Source organism: Acinetobacter sp. AS23, assembly GCF_023612055.1.
GTDB lineage: Bacteria > Pseudomonadota > Gammaproteobacteria > Pseudomonadales > Moraxellaceae > Acinetobacter > Acinetobacter oleivorans.
Map to the genome: position 1 here is coordinate 2,409,409 of NZ_CP082274.1, position 14,302 is coordinate 2,423,710.

At 37.7% G+C, this 14,302-nt stretch carries 15 protein-coding genes; 8 read left to right on the plus strand and 7 right to left on the minus strand.

Going from position 1 to position 14,302, the window contains the following annotated elements:
- The first annotated feature begins 108 nt into the window (after nt 1-108).
- Nucleotides 109-1,725, plus strand: a complete 1,617-nt coding sequence (locus K6I41_RS11300; RefSeq protein WP_013198207.1) for a purine-cytosine permease family protein — start codon at nt 109-111, stop codon at nt 1,723-1,725.
- A gap of 57 nt (nt 1,726-1,782) precedes the next feature.
- On the opposite strand, the gene K6I41_RS11305 is transcribed toward K6I41_RS11300, so the two are convergent.
- On the minus strand, nt 1,783-2,238 hold the full coding sequence (locus K6I41_RS11305; protein ID WP_000376211.1) for an Lrp/AsnC family transcriptional regulator: 456 nt from the start codon (nt 2,236-2,238) through the stop codon (nt 1,783-1,785).
- Between the two features lie 156 nt (nt 2,239-2,394).
- On the opposite strand from K6I41_RS11305, the gene K6I41_RS11310 reads away from it, so the two are divergent.
- Nucleotides 2,395-3,006 carry a LysE family translocator gene (locus K6I41_RS11310; protein WP_250374320.1) on the plus strand — a complete coding sequence of 204 codons (612 nt, stop codon included), beginning with the start codon at nt 2,395-2,397 and terminating at the stop codon, nt 3,004-3,006.
- A 71-nt stretch (nt 3,007-3,077) separates the two neighbouring features.
- On the opposite strand, the gene K6I41_RS11315 is transcribed toward K6I41_RS11310, so the two are convergent.
- On the minus strand, nt 3,078-3,689 hold the full coding sequence (locus tag K6I41_RS11315) for a LexA family protein (protein WP_250374321.1): 612 nt from the start codon (nt 3,687-3,689) through the stop codon (nt 3,078-3,080).
- 288 nt (nt 3,690-3,977) lie between these two features.
- Between K6I41_RS11315 and K6I41_RS11320 the strand changes: the two genes are divergently transcribed.
- Complete coding sequence (locus tag K6I41_RS11320; protein ID WP_004793031.1) at nt 3,978-4,211, plus strand: hypothetical protein; 234 nt, start codon at nt 3,978-3,980, stop codon at nt 4,209-4,211.
- Nucleotides 4,212-4,270: 59 nt separating this feature from the next.
- Here the strand turns inward: K6I41_RS11320 and K6I41_RS19170 are convergent, their stop codons facing one another.
- The gene (locus K6I41_RS19170; RefSeq protein ID WP_284453892.1) at nt 4,271-5,797 is read right to left on the minus strand and encodes a KGG domain-containing protein; all 1,527 of its coding nucleotides are present in this window, start codon (nt 5,795-5,797) and stop codon (nt 4,271-4,273) included.
- Nucleotides 5,798-6,271: 474 nt separating this feature from the next.
- Between K6I41_RS19170 and K6I41_RS11335 the strand changes: the two genes are divergently transcribed.
- Together K6I41_RS11335 and K6I41_RS11340 are read left to right on the plus strand one after the other, a co-directional pair.
- The gene (locus K6I41_RS11335) at nt 6,272-6,673 is read left to right on the plus strand and encodes a DUF6367 family protein (RefSeq protein WP_250374322.1); all 402 of its coding nucleotides are present in this window, start codon (nt 6,272-6,274) and stop codon (nt 6,671-6,673) included.
- A gap of 139 nt (nt 6,674-6,812) precedes the next feature.
- The gene (locus K6I41_RS11340) at nt 6,813-7,691 is read left to right on the plus strand and encodes an SDR family oxidoreductase (RefSeq protein WP_005304264.1); all 879 of its coding nucleotides are present in this window, start codon (nt 6,813-6,815) and stop codon (nt 7,689-7,691) included.
- Between the two features lie 56 nt (nt 7,692-7,747).
- Here K6I41_RS11340 and katE read toward each other — a convergent pair whose 3' ends face one another.
- Together katE and K6I41_RS11350 are read right to left on the minus strand one after the other, a co-directional pair.
- Entirely contained in the window at nt 7,748-9,892 is a 2,145-nt protein-coding gene (gene katE / locus K6I41_RS11345; RefSeq protein ID WP_107880195.1) for a catalase HPII, read from the minus strand.
- A gap of 43 nt (nt 9,893-9,935) precedes the next feature.
- Nucleotides 9,936-11,354 (minus strand): iron-containing redox enzyme family protein, encoded by a 1,419-nt coding sequence (locus K6I41_RS11350; protein ID WP_250374323.1) that lies wholly within the window; start codon nt 11,352-11,354, stop codon nt 9,936-9,938.
- 316 nt (nt 11,355-11,670) lie between these two features.
- Here K6I41_RS11350 and K6I41_RS11355 point away from each other — a divergent pair, with 316 nt between their 5' ends.
- From K6I41_RS11355 to K6I41_RS11365, 3 genes are all read left to right on the plus strand, one after another.
- Complete coding sequence (locus tag K6I41_RS11355) at nt 11,671-12,147, plus strand: CinA family protein (protein WP_005304255.1); 477 nt, start codon at nt 11,671-11,673, stop codon at nt 12,145-12,147.
- 280 nt (nt 12,148-12,427) lie between these two features.
- Nucleotides 12,428-12,643 (plus strand): hypothetical protein, encoded by a 216-nt coding sequence (locus tag K6I41_RS11360; protein ID WP_005304252.1) that lies wholly within the window; start codon nt 12,428-12,430, stop codon nt 12,641-12,643.
- 115 nt (nt 12,644-12,758) lie between these two features.
- Nucleotides 12,759-13,076: a hypothetical protein gene (locus K6I41_RS11365; RefSeq protein ID WP_004793048.1), complete on the plus strand. Its 318-nt coding sequence runs from the start codon at nt 12,759-12,761 to the stop codon at nt 13,074-13,076.
- 90 nt (nt 13,077-13,166) lie between these two features.
- Here K6I41_RS11365 and K6I41_RS11370 read toward each other — a convergent pair whose 3' ends face one another.
- Nucleotides 13,167-13,595, minus strand: a complete 429-nt coding sequence (locus K6I41_RS11370) for a hypothetical protein (RefSeq protein ID WP_250374324.1) — start codon at nt 13,593-13,595, stop codon at nt 13,167-13,169.
- A gap of 266 nt (nt 13,596-13,861) precedes the next feature.
- Complete coding sequence (locus tag K6I41_RS11375; protein WP_032052225.1) at nt 13,862-14,008, minus strand: hypothetical protein; 147 nt, start codon at nt 14,006-14,008, stop codon at nt 13,862-13,864.
- Between the last annotated feature and the right edge of the window lie 294 nt (nt 14,009-14,302).

Genomic DNA, 14,302 nt, shown 5'->3' on the forward strand with positions numbered 1-14,302 from the left:
AAAATAACGTATTTTCAATTTTTCCCAAAAATCACACACTCAAAAACATCAAAAAACAATGATCAATATTTGTGTTGATTGACCGAAAATGATTGGGAGGTTGATGTTATGAGTGTATCTGAACATCCAAATCTGGACACTGTGCAAGGTACAGATTCACAAAAAGCAGTGAATGAAACCTTAGAAGATTATACTTTACGTTATGCTCCACACAGCTTTCGGCGCTGGAGTCCCAAAGTTGTCGCTATTACTGCACTTGGTGGTATTGCCTATCTTGCTGACTTTTCTATTGGTGCCAGTATTGGTATGTCTTACGGAACAACCAATGCTGTTTTCTCCATTTTATTTGCAGCGATTATTATCTTCTTAACTGGCATTCCTTTAGCTTACTACGCAGCGCGCTATAACATCGACCTTGACTTGATTACCCGCGGCGCAGGCTTCGGTTACATCGGTTCGGTTCTTACTAGTATCATTTTCGCCAGTTTCACATTTATTTTCTTTGCCCTTGAAGGCTCAATCATGGCACAAGGGTTATTGCTTGGTTTAGGCATTCCGCTTTGGGCTGGTTACCTCATCTCAACCGTTATGGTCATTCCACTCGTCATTTACGGCATGAAAGCCTTGAGTAAATTACAAGTCTGGACTACCCCACTTTGGCTCATTCTGATGATTGGTCCTGTGGCCTACCTGATTTATCAAGAACCAACCTTAGTCAGCCAATTTGCTACTTTTACAGGTAAAGAAGGTTTTGCAACCGTAGACATGGCAGCAATCATGTTAGGTGCTGGTATTTGTTTATCGCTAATCATGCAAATTGGTGAGCAAATTGACTACCTACGCTTCATGCCTGCTAAAACAAAAGAAAATAGCAAAGCATGGTGGGCAGCGGTTATTTCAGCGGGTCCGGGTTGGGTGATTTTAGGGGCAATTAAACAAATTATTGGGGCATTTTTAGGATTCTATTTACTCACTAAAATACCGGGCGTAAACAGCACTGAACCTGTTCAACAGTTTAATGCAGCGTTTCATGACATGCTTCCGGGCTGGGCAGCTTTAACACTTGCAGTGATTTTGGTGGTTATTTCTCAAATTAAAATTAATGTGACCAATGCTTACTCTGGTTCCCTTGCATGGACAAGTGCCTACACTCGTATTAGCAAACATTATCCGGGTCGTATTGTCTTTGTGATGGTGAACTTGGCAATTGCGCTTGCTTTAATGGAAGGCAACATGTTTGCGGTACTAGGTAAAATCTTAGGGTTCTATTCAAACTTTGCGATTGCATGGGTTGTGGTTGTTGCAACAGACATTTCAATCAACAAATATGTTTTAAAACTTTCACCTAAAGAACCTGAATATCGCCGTGACATGCTCTACAACGTAAACCCTGTCGGTATGGTTGCATTCCTTGTATCAGCAGGCCTATCAATTGCAGCATTCTTCGGCTTACTTGGTAGTTTCTTGGCGCCTTACTCACCGCTTATCGCACTTGTGCTTGCTTTTGTCTTAACTCCAATCATGGGCTTATTAACCAAAGGAAAATACTACATCAAGTCACATGATGACGGTATTAAAGAACCACGTTACGATGCTGAAGGTACACCAGTTGCAACGGTTTACCACTGCCGCGTATGTGAACAAGGCTATGAGCGTCCAGATATTATGTTCTCTCACAAACATAACGGCACGATCTGTTCTTTGTGTAAAACACTCGACGCGTAAATACTATCGAAACTAAAAAAGAAGCTTTAAAGCTTCTTTTTTTATATCTGATTATTCTTAGCCAATCGGAAATAAGCGTTCAGGCACTACATCTTTCATCACAATGGTTGAGATGAGTCGTTGCACACTTGGAATAGCAGATAATTTTTCATCATACAAACGCTGAAAAGCCGGTAAATCTTTAGCGACCACATGCAACAAGTAATCTGGCTCACCAAACAAACGCTGCGCTTGAATAATTTGCGGGATGTCTATCACGGCATTTTCAAACTTCTCGACTGCCTGTTTATCACCTTCTTTAAGCGTAATAAAAACAATCGCTGAAAATTCAAATCCCACTAAGTTTGGGTCGAGTTCTGCCCGATAGCCTTTGATGGCTCCCGACTCTTCTAAAGCCTTCACTCGTCTATGACAAGGTGAAATGCTCAAACCTACTTTTTCTGCCAACTCAGTGATAGATAATCGGCCATTTAATTGCAATTCAGCAAGAATCTTTTTATCTGTGCGATCCATTTAGAAAAATTTACCCCAAATGAGTGTGATATGAGCAAACATTTAAAAGCACATTCTAAATACATGAGCATATTATTTTCAACAAGCTCGAATAAATAGGGATTTTTTCTAAACCACGAGCGAAACCTTTGAAAAATAGTTTGCCGAGATAAGCATATGGCTTTTAACATTTTTATTACATTTTGGAGTGTCTCCATTCTTTTTATTATTACGCCAGGGGCAGACTGGGCCTATGCCATTTCGGCAGGGATTAAAGGCAAAGTCGTCGTACCCGCTGTCGCAGGTATGCTATTTGGACACTTTGTTACGATTTTATTGGTAGCGGCTGGTGTTGGTCTACTGGTAGCAAATAATCCAACTGCACTCATGATCCTAACAATTGCAGGTTCTGCTTATTTGTTATGGATGGGAATAAACTTATTACTTACCCCTCCTACTCCAAATCAGTCTGGTTCTGAAAAAGCTCAGTCATGGTTGAGCTGGGCAACCAAAGGCGTTTACGTGAGTGGATTAAACCCGAAAGTTTTTTTACTCTTTTTAGCGCTGCTTCCTCAGTTTATTGATACTACTGCTTCATGGTCAGTGACAACACAAATTCTTGCCTTTGGTGTTGTACACATGATTAGCTGCGCAATTATTTACTTAATGGTGGGTTATGGTTCAGAGGCTATTTTGAAAACCAGACCACAAGCAGCACAGTTAGTCGGCCGTTTTTCAGGTGGTTTGATGGTTGTTATCGCAACATGTTTATTGATTGGGCAAATTTAAAAATCATTCAGGAAAAAGTTACTGACTCACTTTTCGGGTCAGTAACTTGAATAGTAAAATATAAGAAAAATTTATCTCATTCGTTTGAGGTTATAAGTCACCACTCCCCAAATCACCAGTTCTTGCCCCTCTTCAATATAAATATTCTCATAATCAGGATTTTCAGCTTTTAGCCAAACTTTAGGTGGCTGAAATTGACTATCAATCATTAAGCGCTTAACAGTGAAATCATTGTCGATGAGTGCAATCACAATATCACCCGATTTAGCGGAAATACTACGGTCCACAATAAGCGGATCATTAATATCAATTCCAGCATCTAGCATGGATAAAGAATTGGCTTTGACAATAAACGTGGCATTTTCATTTCTAATTAAATATTCATTTAAATCGAGTGCTTGCTCAATATCATCTTGTGCAGGTGAAGGAAAACCTGCCGCAACACGTTCTGTTGCTAAAGGAATGTGGTAAATTTTATCGTTATTCGGGTGAACCTGTTGAACATTAAGTTTTGAGTTAAAGTCGGTTAAATTATTGGTTTTGACATTATTCAGTAACCAATTTTTGATAAAGTTAACTTGAGACTCGGGAACACGAATGACTTTGGTGGGTTCATTGAACTGTGCTTTACGTCCGGCATTTTCTCGTACACCGCCATGCTCGAACTCTTTTTTCTTTGGCATATTGCCTCCCTTTTCACTGTTCAAATCCTACACAAACAATGTAACTTGAAAAAGTTACATTTTCAAGTTGACGAAATATTTTTTTTGCATAACAATAAATCTCATGATCAGATTTTAATCCATTTTGCTTTTAACAGGGATGTTTTAACCAAAATGGCAATTTGAAGAAAATCAAAACCTATTTCGAGATAGTCATTATTGCTGACTGTTTTTTGATTTTTATCAAATGAGATTCTGAACACTTAACATTCTGGTTAAATTCAGTTTTTTGGTATGGAGACATGCAAAATGAAAAATCAACGTGATGCGGTTTTAGGTTATGCAAATGAGCAACATGCTTACTATATCCGCCTAATTGAAAATGATGCGGTTTTAGGTGAAAGCTACGGATTATTCTGTGAAAATCCGGATAGCGAAGCAGCCGAAAGTATTATGACGACGCTATTTTTAAAAAAATCTTTTTGGTTAAACGGTTCTGAATACATTGATATTGTAAAAGGACTACAACTGCTCCCACAGTAAAGTAAATAAATTAAAAAACGAAAGAGGCAAAAGCCTCCTTCGTTTTTAAAACATTATGCTTAAGACGTAAAACGTCCAGAAGCATCACGTTTTTGATTACGAGAGTTTTGTCCACGACCGTCATAATCGTCGTCGTCACGGTTACGACCTCGACCACCTGAACGGCTGCCACGATCATCATCGTCATCACGACTGCGTCCTCGACCACCTGAGCGGCTGCCTCGATCGTCATCATCGTCGTCATCACGGCTGCGGCCACGGCCTCGTCCGCTAGAACGGCTGCCGCGATCGTCATCATCGTCGTCGTCACGGCTGCGACCTCGGCCTCGACCACCTGAACGGCTACCGCGATCGTCATCATCGTCGTCATCACGGCTACGGCCACGTCCTCGGCCACCTGAACGGCTACCACGATCGTCATCATCGTCGTCATCACGGCTACGACCGCGACCTCGACCACCTGAACGGCTACCACGATCGTCATCATCATCATCATCGTCATCACGACTACGACTACGACCGCGACCACCTGAGCGGCTACCGCGATCGTCATCATCATCGTCATCACGGCTACGTCCTCGGCCACCTGAACGGCTACCGCGATCGTCATCATCGTCGTCATCACGGCTACGGCCACGTCCTCGGCCACCTGAACGGCTACCACGATCGTCATCATCGTCGTCATCACGGCTACGACCGCGACCGCCTGAGCGGCTACCGCGATCGTCATCATCGTCGTCATCACAGCTGCGGCCACGGCCTCGTCCGCTAGAACGGCTGCCGCGATCGTCATCATCGTCGTCGTCACGGCTGCGACCTCGGCCTCGACCACCTGAACGGCTACCGCGATCGTCATCATCATCGTCATCACGGCTACGTCCTCGGCCACCTGAACGGCTACCGCGATCGTCATCATCGTCGTCATCACGGCTACGGCCACGTCCTCGGCCACCTGAACGGCTACCACGATCGTCATCATCGTCGTCATCACGGCTACGACCGCGACCGCCTGAGCGGCTACCGCGATCGTCATCATCGTCGTCATCACAGCTGCGGCCACGGCCTCGTCCGCTAGAACGGCTGCCGCGATCGTCATCATCGTCGTCGTCACGGCTGCGACCTCGGCCTCGACCACCTGAACGGCTACCGCGATCGTCATCATCGTCGTCGTCGTCATCATCACGGCTACGACCACGGCCTCGTCCGCCTGAGCGGCTACCGCGATCGTCATCATCATCGTCATCACGGCTGCGGCCACGTCCTCGGCCACCTGAACGGCTACCGCGATCATCGTCATCGTCGTCATCATCACGACTACGACCGCGACCACCATTTTTATGGCTTAAGGCACCCGCTTCACGAGCTTCCTCAGATGTAAATTCATGTGCATTACCGCTTGCATGCGCTGCTCGACCAGCTTCACGAGCTTCTTCAGAGGTAAATTCATGCGCATTACCACTGGCATGGGCTGCTCGCCCACCTTTGCTGGCTATTTCTCTAACTCTTTCAGGATCCATACTTGCAAATCCACGATTTGAAGTACCTGTACTATTGTTATCATCATCTTCATATCTAGTATTAGCCATAGTTATATCTTCCTATATTTAATTATAGTCACTACCGCTTTTGATTAACGGATTTAATAAAGATAGAAGATCTATAATATTTTCCTACCGATGCACTGTATCAATCAATTTAAATGTATATAAAATGAAAGATTAAAAATTCTATAACTTCATTATTTAAATAAAGATTTATACATTCTAATTTTTCTCACATTTTACTTTTTAAATAATTAGCTCACTTATTATTACTTAACTGCACATTATAATATATTTTTACAAACAGATTTAAAATATTTATACAAACAACAAAACAGATTAACTATAAACAAAAAGTAAAATAATGAAACATACTTACTTAAACAAACACAGAGCAAAACACTTATTTTCAATAAAAAACAATAATATATATCATTACATTTTCAAAGGGAATTTACTTGAGAGATTAATATTAATATTTAAAACTATTTTTATTAAGGCAATTTGAGTAGTTTAGCCATGCAATTAGAAGATCAAGAGTCAACACTACAATACATCCATATTTCTATTCCAGAAATTTTACTCGGCCATATTAAGTCTAAGAATTCATGGCAAAATTATGACCAAGAATGGAGCTATAGATTAGATCCTCCGCATGCGAGTCACCCCTTCCAAAGAGATTTATATATTATTAAGTCAAAGAATATAGAGCAAGAAGATATAAAGTTATTGCTTGACAATATCATTATTAAAAATAATAAAGAGACACAAAATATTGAAGGTGCTAAAAAAATTATTAAAGAAATTTTAGACTTATCTAACAATATACCTATTGAAAACTGGTTAGAAGATACAGGCAATAGATCTATTATTGAAAGTATGATTGATAAGAACAAAATCAAATTAATGGATATTATTTAACTTTTAAATATAAAATATTTTTTTACATCCTTATAAATAAAATAACAAAGGCAACTTATTAAAAAATTCATTTTACTCATATTTACGTAGTAACAGCGCACTATTTATAAATTAGATATTTAACTGAGGTATTTGAAGTATGGAAAACTCAACAAATCAGTATCCAACATCCGCACCTGCACAAGTTCAATCTCATCAACCAGGCGATCAGGAAAAAATGCATCCTGAACCTGAAATTATAAAAAGTTCTCATAAAGGTAGCGATAAGTTAAAAGATAAAGTTGCCGTTATTAGTGGTGGCGATAGCGGTATAGGCCGTTCTGTCGCAGTATTGTTTGCCCGTGAAGGTGCCGATATTGCAATCCTTTATCTTGAAGAAGATGAGGATGCCGAAATCACTAAACAACTCGTTGAAAGAGAAGGACAACATTGTCTTTTATTAAAAGGTGATATTTCTGACCCAGATGTTGCAAAACTCGATATTGATAAAGTTCTACAACATTATGGAAAAATTAATATTTTAGTGAATAATGCTGGCGTGCAATATCAACAAAAGGAAATTGAAAGTATTAGTAATGAGCAATTAGAAAAGACATTTAAAACTAATATTTTTCCAATGTTTTATCTTACTAAAGAAGCTATTCCTTATATGGAAGAAGGCGACAGTATTATTAATACGACTAGTATTACCAGCTATCAAGGTCATGATGAGCTTATTGATTATGCAAGTACCAAAGGTGCGATTACGACTTTTACACGTAGCTTATCGAACAATTTAATGAAGCAGAAAAAAGGAATTCGGGTAAATGGTGTTGCACCAGGTCCGATCTGGACCCCATTAATCCCAAGCAGTTTCGATGCAGAAACCGTTAAGGAATTTGGTAAAGACACACCAATGGGAAGAATGGGACAACCAAGTGAAGTTGCACCTGCTTACCTATTCCTTGCCTCAGATGATGCAAGTTATATTACAGGTCAGGTGATTCATGTAAACGGTGGTCAAATTGTAAATGGTTAATCTCTAAGATATAAAAAAGCCCTGAAAGATAAATCTTTCAGGGCTTTTTTTGTTTATTAAGCTGGTACCTGAGCGGCTATTTGTTCTCGTGACCAAACACGATGAGCCATAATCAGTTTTTTGAATTTTTCAGCAATAGGCTGGAATTCATCTTCAACTAAAGTACCCTCATCGGCAACTAAACCTAGCGGTTCAAGCAAGTCAGATTTATTACCTAAAAACGCAATTGGTTTTAAATGCTTATAAGCTTCGAGTACATAGTGGCGCGCTACGCCATCTTGCAGCACGGCATTTAAGTTATCGCCATCAGGAATAATCACCGCATCATAAGCAATTGAAGGTTCAGCCATCTGCATGCCATCAGCCACAATAATGTTGTCTTTATGGTCTTTTACTGGAGCCAAGCTCGGCGCTAGTAAATGAACAACCGCACCTTCTTTAATCGCCCAATTTTTAATAGCTTCAAGTGTATCTGACTTCACAAGGTTATGAATAAGCACAGCAACTTTTCGGCCTTGAATATCTTCTGGTGGGAAAGCCAAGAAAGATAATTTAGCCGATTTTTCAACTGCGGTTTTCTTATAATCTAGAGTTAAATCAGGAACTTCAATTCCTAAATTAGCACCTACTTGTCGAGCTAAGTCGAGATCAATATTTGCCAAAATTTGTTGAACTTGGCGCTCACGGATGTGTTTTCTTTGCACTTTACTTAATTCAAAAGTATAGGCATCGACCACATGCTTTTGCTCATGAGGCGCAAGACTCTTGTAGTAAAGGCGCGGTTGTGAAAAATGATCGGAGAAGGTTTCACTTCTTTGACGAAGTTTATGTCCGCTAATCTGTTCAGGATAGCTTTCAAAGCCACCATTTGAAGCAGCAGGTGGCGTTTCTGCTGGCCAATCATTATCAATTGAGTTTGGTTGATATGAAGCCTGCCCTTTGTGAATCGTATGTTGGTGGATACCATCACGTTGATTGTTATGGAATGGGCATACCGGTTTATTGATCGGAATTTGATGGAAGTTCGGTCCACCCAAACGACTTAACTGTGTATCGGTGTACGAAAATAAGCGTGCTTGTAGAAGTGGATCATTTGTGAAATCAATGCCTGGTACGATGTGTCCCGGACAGAAAGCCACCTGCTCTGTTTCTGCAAAAAAATTATCTACATTTCTATTTAAAACAAATCGGCCGATTGGAGTCACTGGAACCAACTCTTCAGGAATAATTTTGGTTGGGTCTAATAAATCGAAGTCAAAGTTCATTTCATCTTCTTCTTCGACAATTTGTACGCCCAATTCCCATTCAGGATAAACTCCATTCTCAATTGCTTCATAAAGGTCTCGACGATGGAAATCTGGATCTTTACCTGCAAGTTTTTGAGCCTCATCCCACACTAAAGCACTTAAACCTTGTTTTGGTGTCCAGTGAAATTTCACAAAATGTGATTTACCTTGGGCATTAATAAGACGGAATGTATGAACGCCAAAGCCTTGAATTGAACGTAGATTACGTGGGATAGCACGGTCCGACATTGCCCAAATTACTGCATGAGCTGACTCAGGTACTAAAGATACAAAATCCCAGAAAGTATCATGGGCAGTTGCTCCTGTTGGCATTTCTGTATCTGGTTCAGGTTTTACCGCATGAACAAAGTCTGGAAACTTAATACCGTCTTGTACAAAAAACACTGGTGCATTATTGCCGACTAAATCGAAATTACCTTCTTGGGTATAAAATTTAATCGCAAAACCACGAATATCACGAACGGTGTCAGCAGAGCCACGTGGTCCCTGCACTGTTGAGAAACGTACAAAAATTGGTGTTTGAATGCTTGGATCGGTTAAAAATCCCGCTTTTGTTAAGCGCTCATTTCCTTCATAAGCTTGAAAGTAACCGTGCGCACCTACACCGCGCGCATGCACAATACGTTCAGGAATACGTTCATGGTCAAAATGAGTAATCTTCTCTCTTAAAATAAAGTCCTCTAATAGCGTCGAACCACGAATGCCCGCTCTTAAGCTATTCTCATTATCCGCTATTTTAACACCTTGGTTTGTGGTTAATGCTTCATTGGTTGCATCGTCTCTGACTGAGTCTAATTGTTCAGTTTTTTGGGTAGTATTGGCTTTATTTGCAGCATCAGCACCAGCCATTTCACTTGTTTTATTTGTTGATTTAACATTATCAGTCATGTTCATTACCTATGTTTTTAAAGTTAAACGTGGGGTGAATTAAAAAACTTCAAGAGTTAGTTTTGTTAAAGGAACTTAAATATGGAAAAAGGAGTTCGACGTATTTACGTGTGCTCCAAAGTCCAATGCTTTTATGATGTGAATCGGGGGCCAAAAACGGAGTTAGCTTGCATATTTTTATGGCAAGATCATGTGATTTCTGAACACGCTCTTGGAGTGCATCCAGTTCGCCATCGGAAATATAGCTAAAGAGATAATCTTGAATACGCTGGCTATTCTTTAATTCCCTGCTATAGGCCAAGAAGTTAGAAGAATGATCACTACCAGCAATCCAATCATGAATAATTTGACGTTCTACAGGGTTAAATACCCCAAACATTTTTCCATTTTCCTCATTAATCATTCGCCAGAACACACTCTGTTCAGGGTCGGTATTAAATTTAATCCACTTGTGATCAATAAGATGTGTAACTAGCCCGTTAACGTCTTCTGGATTTGATAACCATTGGTTAATCGTTTTACATCCAAACTGTCTAGTTTCGTTATGAATGAGCTGACCCACGAGCGCTTTTCTTTTTAAAATTTTAAGGACTAAATCTTCAAGATTTAAATTTTTAATAATTTTTGAAGATGAAACACCGTGACCATTAAGCGCAAAACCACGCTTCAATTTATTAAAGAAAAGTTCTTTATCTCTGTATTTATCGTAAATATTTTCTATAACTTTAATTGCTTTATCTGCATGCCCGTTATCAATGTTATCGATAGTAATGTGCAAATTAAAATATTTAGAATCAATACCCAGTTCGGCAAGCTCATAATTACTGATGAGTAGATGCAGTGGCAGTTGCTCATAACCTAAATTAAAGCCGACAATTTCAGGAATGAACTCAGGTGGAGCATAACCAAGCGCCAGCTGAATCACGGCATTATGATAATATTCATCTTCTAATAGCAGATCAAAACTATCGAGTCCCAGACTACGTAGCAAGTCATCATAGATACAGACATGGTTTGCTTTCGGCTCACCTAGTCCCAGCTCTTCCAAATAAGTAATAATGAGGTCATGAAAAACCGGATCATTCCAGTAGTGAACTGAACTATATAGCCATGCACCATCTACTTTTTTAGTTGGAGAAACCTTAATTAAAAATTCGAATGCCTGACCGACATTTTTAAAATACTCTCTCTCCCCCCCGTTTTGTCTACGGTTTAGGTAAGTCTGAAATAATTCACAATTTTGTTTATTATCGTTTTCACACCATTCTTTAACCGTATTTATAGTTGCAGGAAAATCAATTTCCTTCTGATCTATTTTATCAATTTCTTTATTAAGAAAATCTCTTGCTTTCTTTTCTTTTTCAAAACTAGAAATATCAGGATCAAGGAAAAAAACAAATAATTCGTAATAGTTTTGTTGATTATCTTGTAATAAGTCTAATAATCTTTCTTTCACTACAACAGGCATTTCTATTCTCCTTTAGTGAGATATAAATTACCATACTTCAGCTAAACTATAATCCCAGCCTATCTTTGTTATATTACGTTATTAAGAAATAACTCATAATTTTAAAAGTGTTAAATTTCAATTGGATAAAAAATAACACAAAATTACATTCTCACCTTTAGAATTATTTAAACATCTGTTTTTATAAAAAATATATAAATAATAAATTTCAATTACATTTAAGTTACTTTAAAAATCATAAAGTTTAAAAACTTAACAAAAATAAATTAAAAATAATCTTATAACTAAATTAAAAACAGTTTTAAGGAGAAAACCAATGTTTAATTCATGTTGCAAGTTACTCGCACAAGAAAAAATTAAAATTGCACTTTTTGAAAGTGCTTCGGCTGGCTATTTAGCTTATCGCTTCTCTTTAAGTCCCTACTCAGGTGATATTCTTATTGGAAGCTTAGTCAGCTATGACTTACGTGTCAAAGAAAATACACTTCATATCTCTTCAGAACTTATTGAAAAATATACACCGGAGTCGATGCAAGTCACTGTAGAGATGATCAAAAAAGGCAAAGAACTCCTACATGCCGATCTTTATATTGCCTGCACAGGCCTCTTAAAAAAGGGAGGTTCTGAGACTAAAGAAAAACCAGTAGGCACCTTTTTTTATTCTATTTATTATAAAAATAATTTTTACAACTTTAGACGACTATTTAAAGGCCTACCATGTCTTAAAATTAGACAACTTATTTATTGCATTTCTAAAGATATAGAATACATAATATTAGATAATAAAAAATAAATTCATTTTAATAAAAGATAACATATACACATTTAGAAATGACCATTGCATTTATTTAACACCATTTTGCTCAAATGTAATTTTATCTATCTTCATATTAATTATGTTTAATGATAAAAGTTACATTTTATAGAAATCAATGTTTTATTTAATTTTTAAATTTACAGTTAAATATAGGGTAACACCCGAAGGCTACACATTAAAAATTTTCATGTTTTAATAAACCTATCTGAAGCTCTCAGATAAAACACACATCATAAATGATATGAGGTAATTAAAGATGAGCACTACTAATAATCAAAGCAATCAACGCGATAATCAACAGCAACAACAACAGCAAAATGACAACCGCAACAATCAGCAACAGCCAAACGGCAATCAACAGCAACAAAACAATCAGCAACAACAGCAAAATGACAATCGCCGCCAACAACAAGGCTCGAATCAAAAAGATTCAGGCCAACAAAACTCAAATAACAATAATCAGCAACGCTAATCCGATGCTGACTTAAATGTCATTTGATGCGGTCATTCATTTTATTTAGGAAGGTGCCCTCACCTTCCTAAATTTACCATAAGCATAAAATTAAATAATAGATGAGGAAAAACTGATGACAGATCAAAATAGCGATCACGCACGACTGCCAGCCGGCGACCATAATTATTCTGACACTTATTGGCGCGAAAGTTACCTTACTCGTCCTTATTATCAAGAAGCTCAGCTTACTACTCCCGATCTCGATTATGACCGAGACTTTTCGACAGCCTATGAATTAGGTCATCGTGCACGTGCTGAATCGGAACAAGGCACTCAGTTTGAAGATGTCGAAGGCGGTTTGGAACAAAAATGGGAAGAACTCAAAGCTGAATCTCGCTTAAAATGGGAACATGCTAAACAAGCAATTAAAGATGCATGGAATGGAAGATAAGTTATTTATATAACATTCTCTTTTAGTCCAAATTAAGAGCTTATTTTCGATCGGCCCTCGGAAATAAGCTCTTTTTTTATATGTTACTATTTAGCTTTCTTTTTTCTTAAAATATTCAATAATTTCTTCTCCATTATTAACTGGTTTTACTGGAGACGAATGTATTTCTTCATAGGCGTAGTCAGATAAAGCAACTTTAGTCTGAATTGGCGGTAATTTTTCTTGTCCGCCTGTAGTAATTCTTTCAATAAAACCTGCAAGCCACAGCACAAATTCTTGTGTATTTTTACTCTTTGGAATAAGGCTTAAATCCACTTTAATTTTAGATTCCTGTAATGGTTTAATCAGTAATTCAGCAAAATCAATATAATTGTATAAAAGCTTAAGCTTTGTCCCCTTAAGCTCATGTCTGAGTTCAATCATCAAATTGTTAAGATCCTCCATAGGCTCATCTGTAAAGCCTTTTTTTTCTTTAACATTTTGATAGATTTTCTCAGCTATTCTTAAGTACTGGGGCATATCCTTACCTTTATAAAACTGTTATCACTAAAATGAATTTTGGATGAATATAAGTAACTTGTTGTGTTTATTTTATTAATTTTTTGAAACTATAATTTACTAGAAAAACAATTCATTAACAGCAAATTATCAAAAAGACAATACCAACTTAATCCATTGATTAATTTAATATTTTTATAAAATTATCTTTTTTATTGTGTTACATATTTTATAGAAAATAACGATAAGAAAACTCACGTAAAAGTGAGTTTTCTTAGATGAAATAATTATGAGTTTTTATTCATTTGTTGGGGAACGGTTGGATCATTAGAGCCATGTGTTCCATCATCATCTGTTGAATTTCGATCTTGGCAAGCACTCATACCCATCGCGATTGCAAATACCATACTCACTGCACAAAAAATTCTTAACATTGAGATCACCCTGATTAATCTTAAGATGTAAGCTTATGAATAACATTATCTTCTGTTGACCTACCGCAGTGGTTCTCTTAACTTTTGTAGATTATGCAAGCTTTTGTAAAAATCAAAATTAAATAAATGATCAAAAAATATCATTCTTGCAATTGATATTTTAATTAAATTTTGGCATTAGCTAATTAATTCAGATTGTCATATTCATGAAAGTAAAATTATTCATCCTTTCCGAGTTCGTGTTTTATTAAGTCAATGATTGCAAACAATATATAAATTAACAATTAATAAATA

Bases quoted from the DNA above. Each gene is read 5' to 3' on its own strand.
- K6I41_RS11300 (WP_013198207.1), top strand. From the start codon at position 109: ATGAGTGTATCTGAACATCCAAATCTGGACACTGTGCAAGGTACAGAT.
- K6I41_RS11305 (WP_000376211.1), bottom strand. From the start codon at position 2,238: ATGGATCGCACAGATAAAAAGATTCTTGCTGAATTGCAATTAAATGGC.
- K6I41_RS11310 (WP_250374320.1), top strand. From the start codon at position 2,395: ATGGCTTTTAACATTTTTATTACATTTTGGAGTGTCTCCATTCTTTTT.
- K6I41_RS11315 (WP_250374321.1), bottom strand. From the start codon at position 3,689: ATGCCAAAGAAAAAAGAGTTCGAGCATGGCGGTGTACGAGAAAATGCC.
- K6I41_RS11320 (WP_004793031.1), top strand. From the start codon at position 3,978: ATGAAAAATCAACGTGATGCGGTTTTAGGTTATGCAAATGAGCAACAT.
- K6I41_RS19170 (WP_284453892.1), bottom strand. From the start codon at position 5,797: ATGGCTAATACTAGATATGAAGATGATGATAACAATAGTACAGGTACT.
- K6I41_RS11335 (WP_250374322.1), top strand. From the start codon at position 6,272: ATGCAATTAGAAGATCAAGAGTCAACACTACAATACATCCATATTTCT.
- K6I41_RS11340 (WP_005304264.1), top strand. From the start codon at position 6,813: ATGGAAAACTCAACAAATCAGTATCCAACATCCGCACCTGCACAAGTT.
- katE (WP_107880195.1), bottom strand. From the start codon at position 9,892: ATGAACATGACTGATAATGTTAAATCAACAAATAAAACAAGTGAAATG.
- K6I41_RS11350 (WP_250374323.1), bottom strand. From the start codon at position 11,354: ATGCCTGTTGTAGTGAAAGAAAGATTATTAGACTTATTACAAGATAAT.
- K6I41_RS11355 (WP_005304255.1), top strand. From the start codon at position 11,671: ATGTTTAATTCATGTTGCAAGTTACTCGCACAAGAAAAAATTAAAATT.
- K6I41_RS11360 (WP_005304252.1), top strand. From the start codon at position 12,428: ATGAGCACTACTAATAATCAAAGCAATCAACGCGATAATCAACAGCAA.
- K6I41_RS11365 (WP_004793048.1), top strand. From the start codon at position 12,759: ATGACAGATCAAAATAGCGATCACGCACGACTGCCAGCCGGCGACCAT.
- K6I41_RS11370 (WP_250374324.1), bottom strand. From the start codon at position 13,595: ATGCCCCAGTACTTAAGAATAGCTGAGAAAATCTATCAAAATGTTAAA.
- K6I41_RS11375 (WP_032052225.1), bottom strand. From the start codon at position 14,008: ATGTTAAGAATTTTTTGTGCAGTGAGTATGGTATTTGCAATCGCGATG.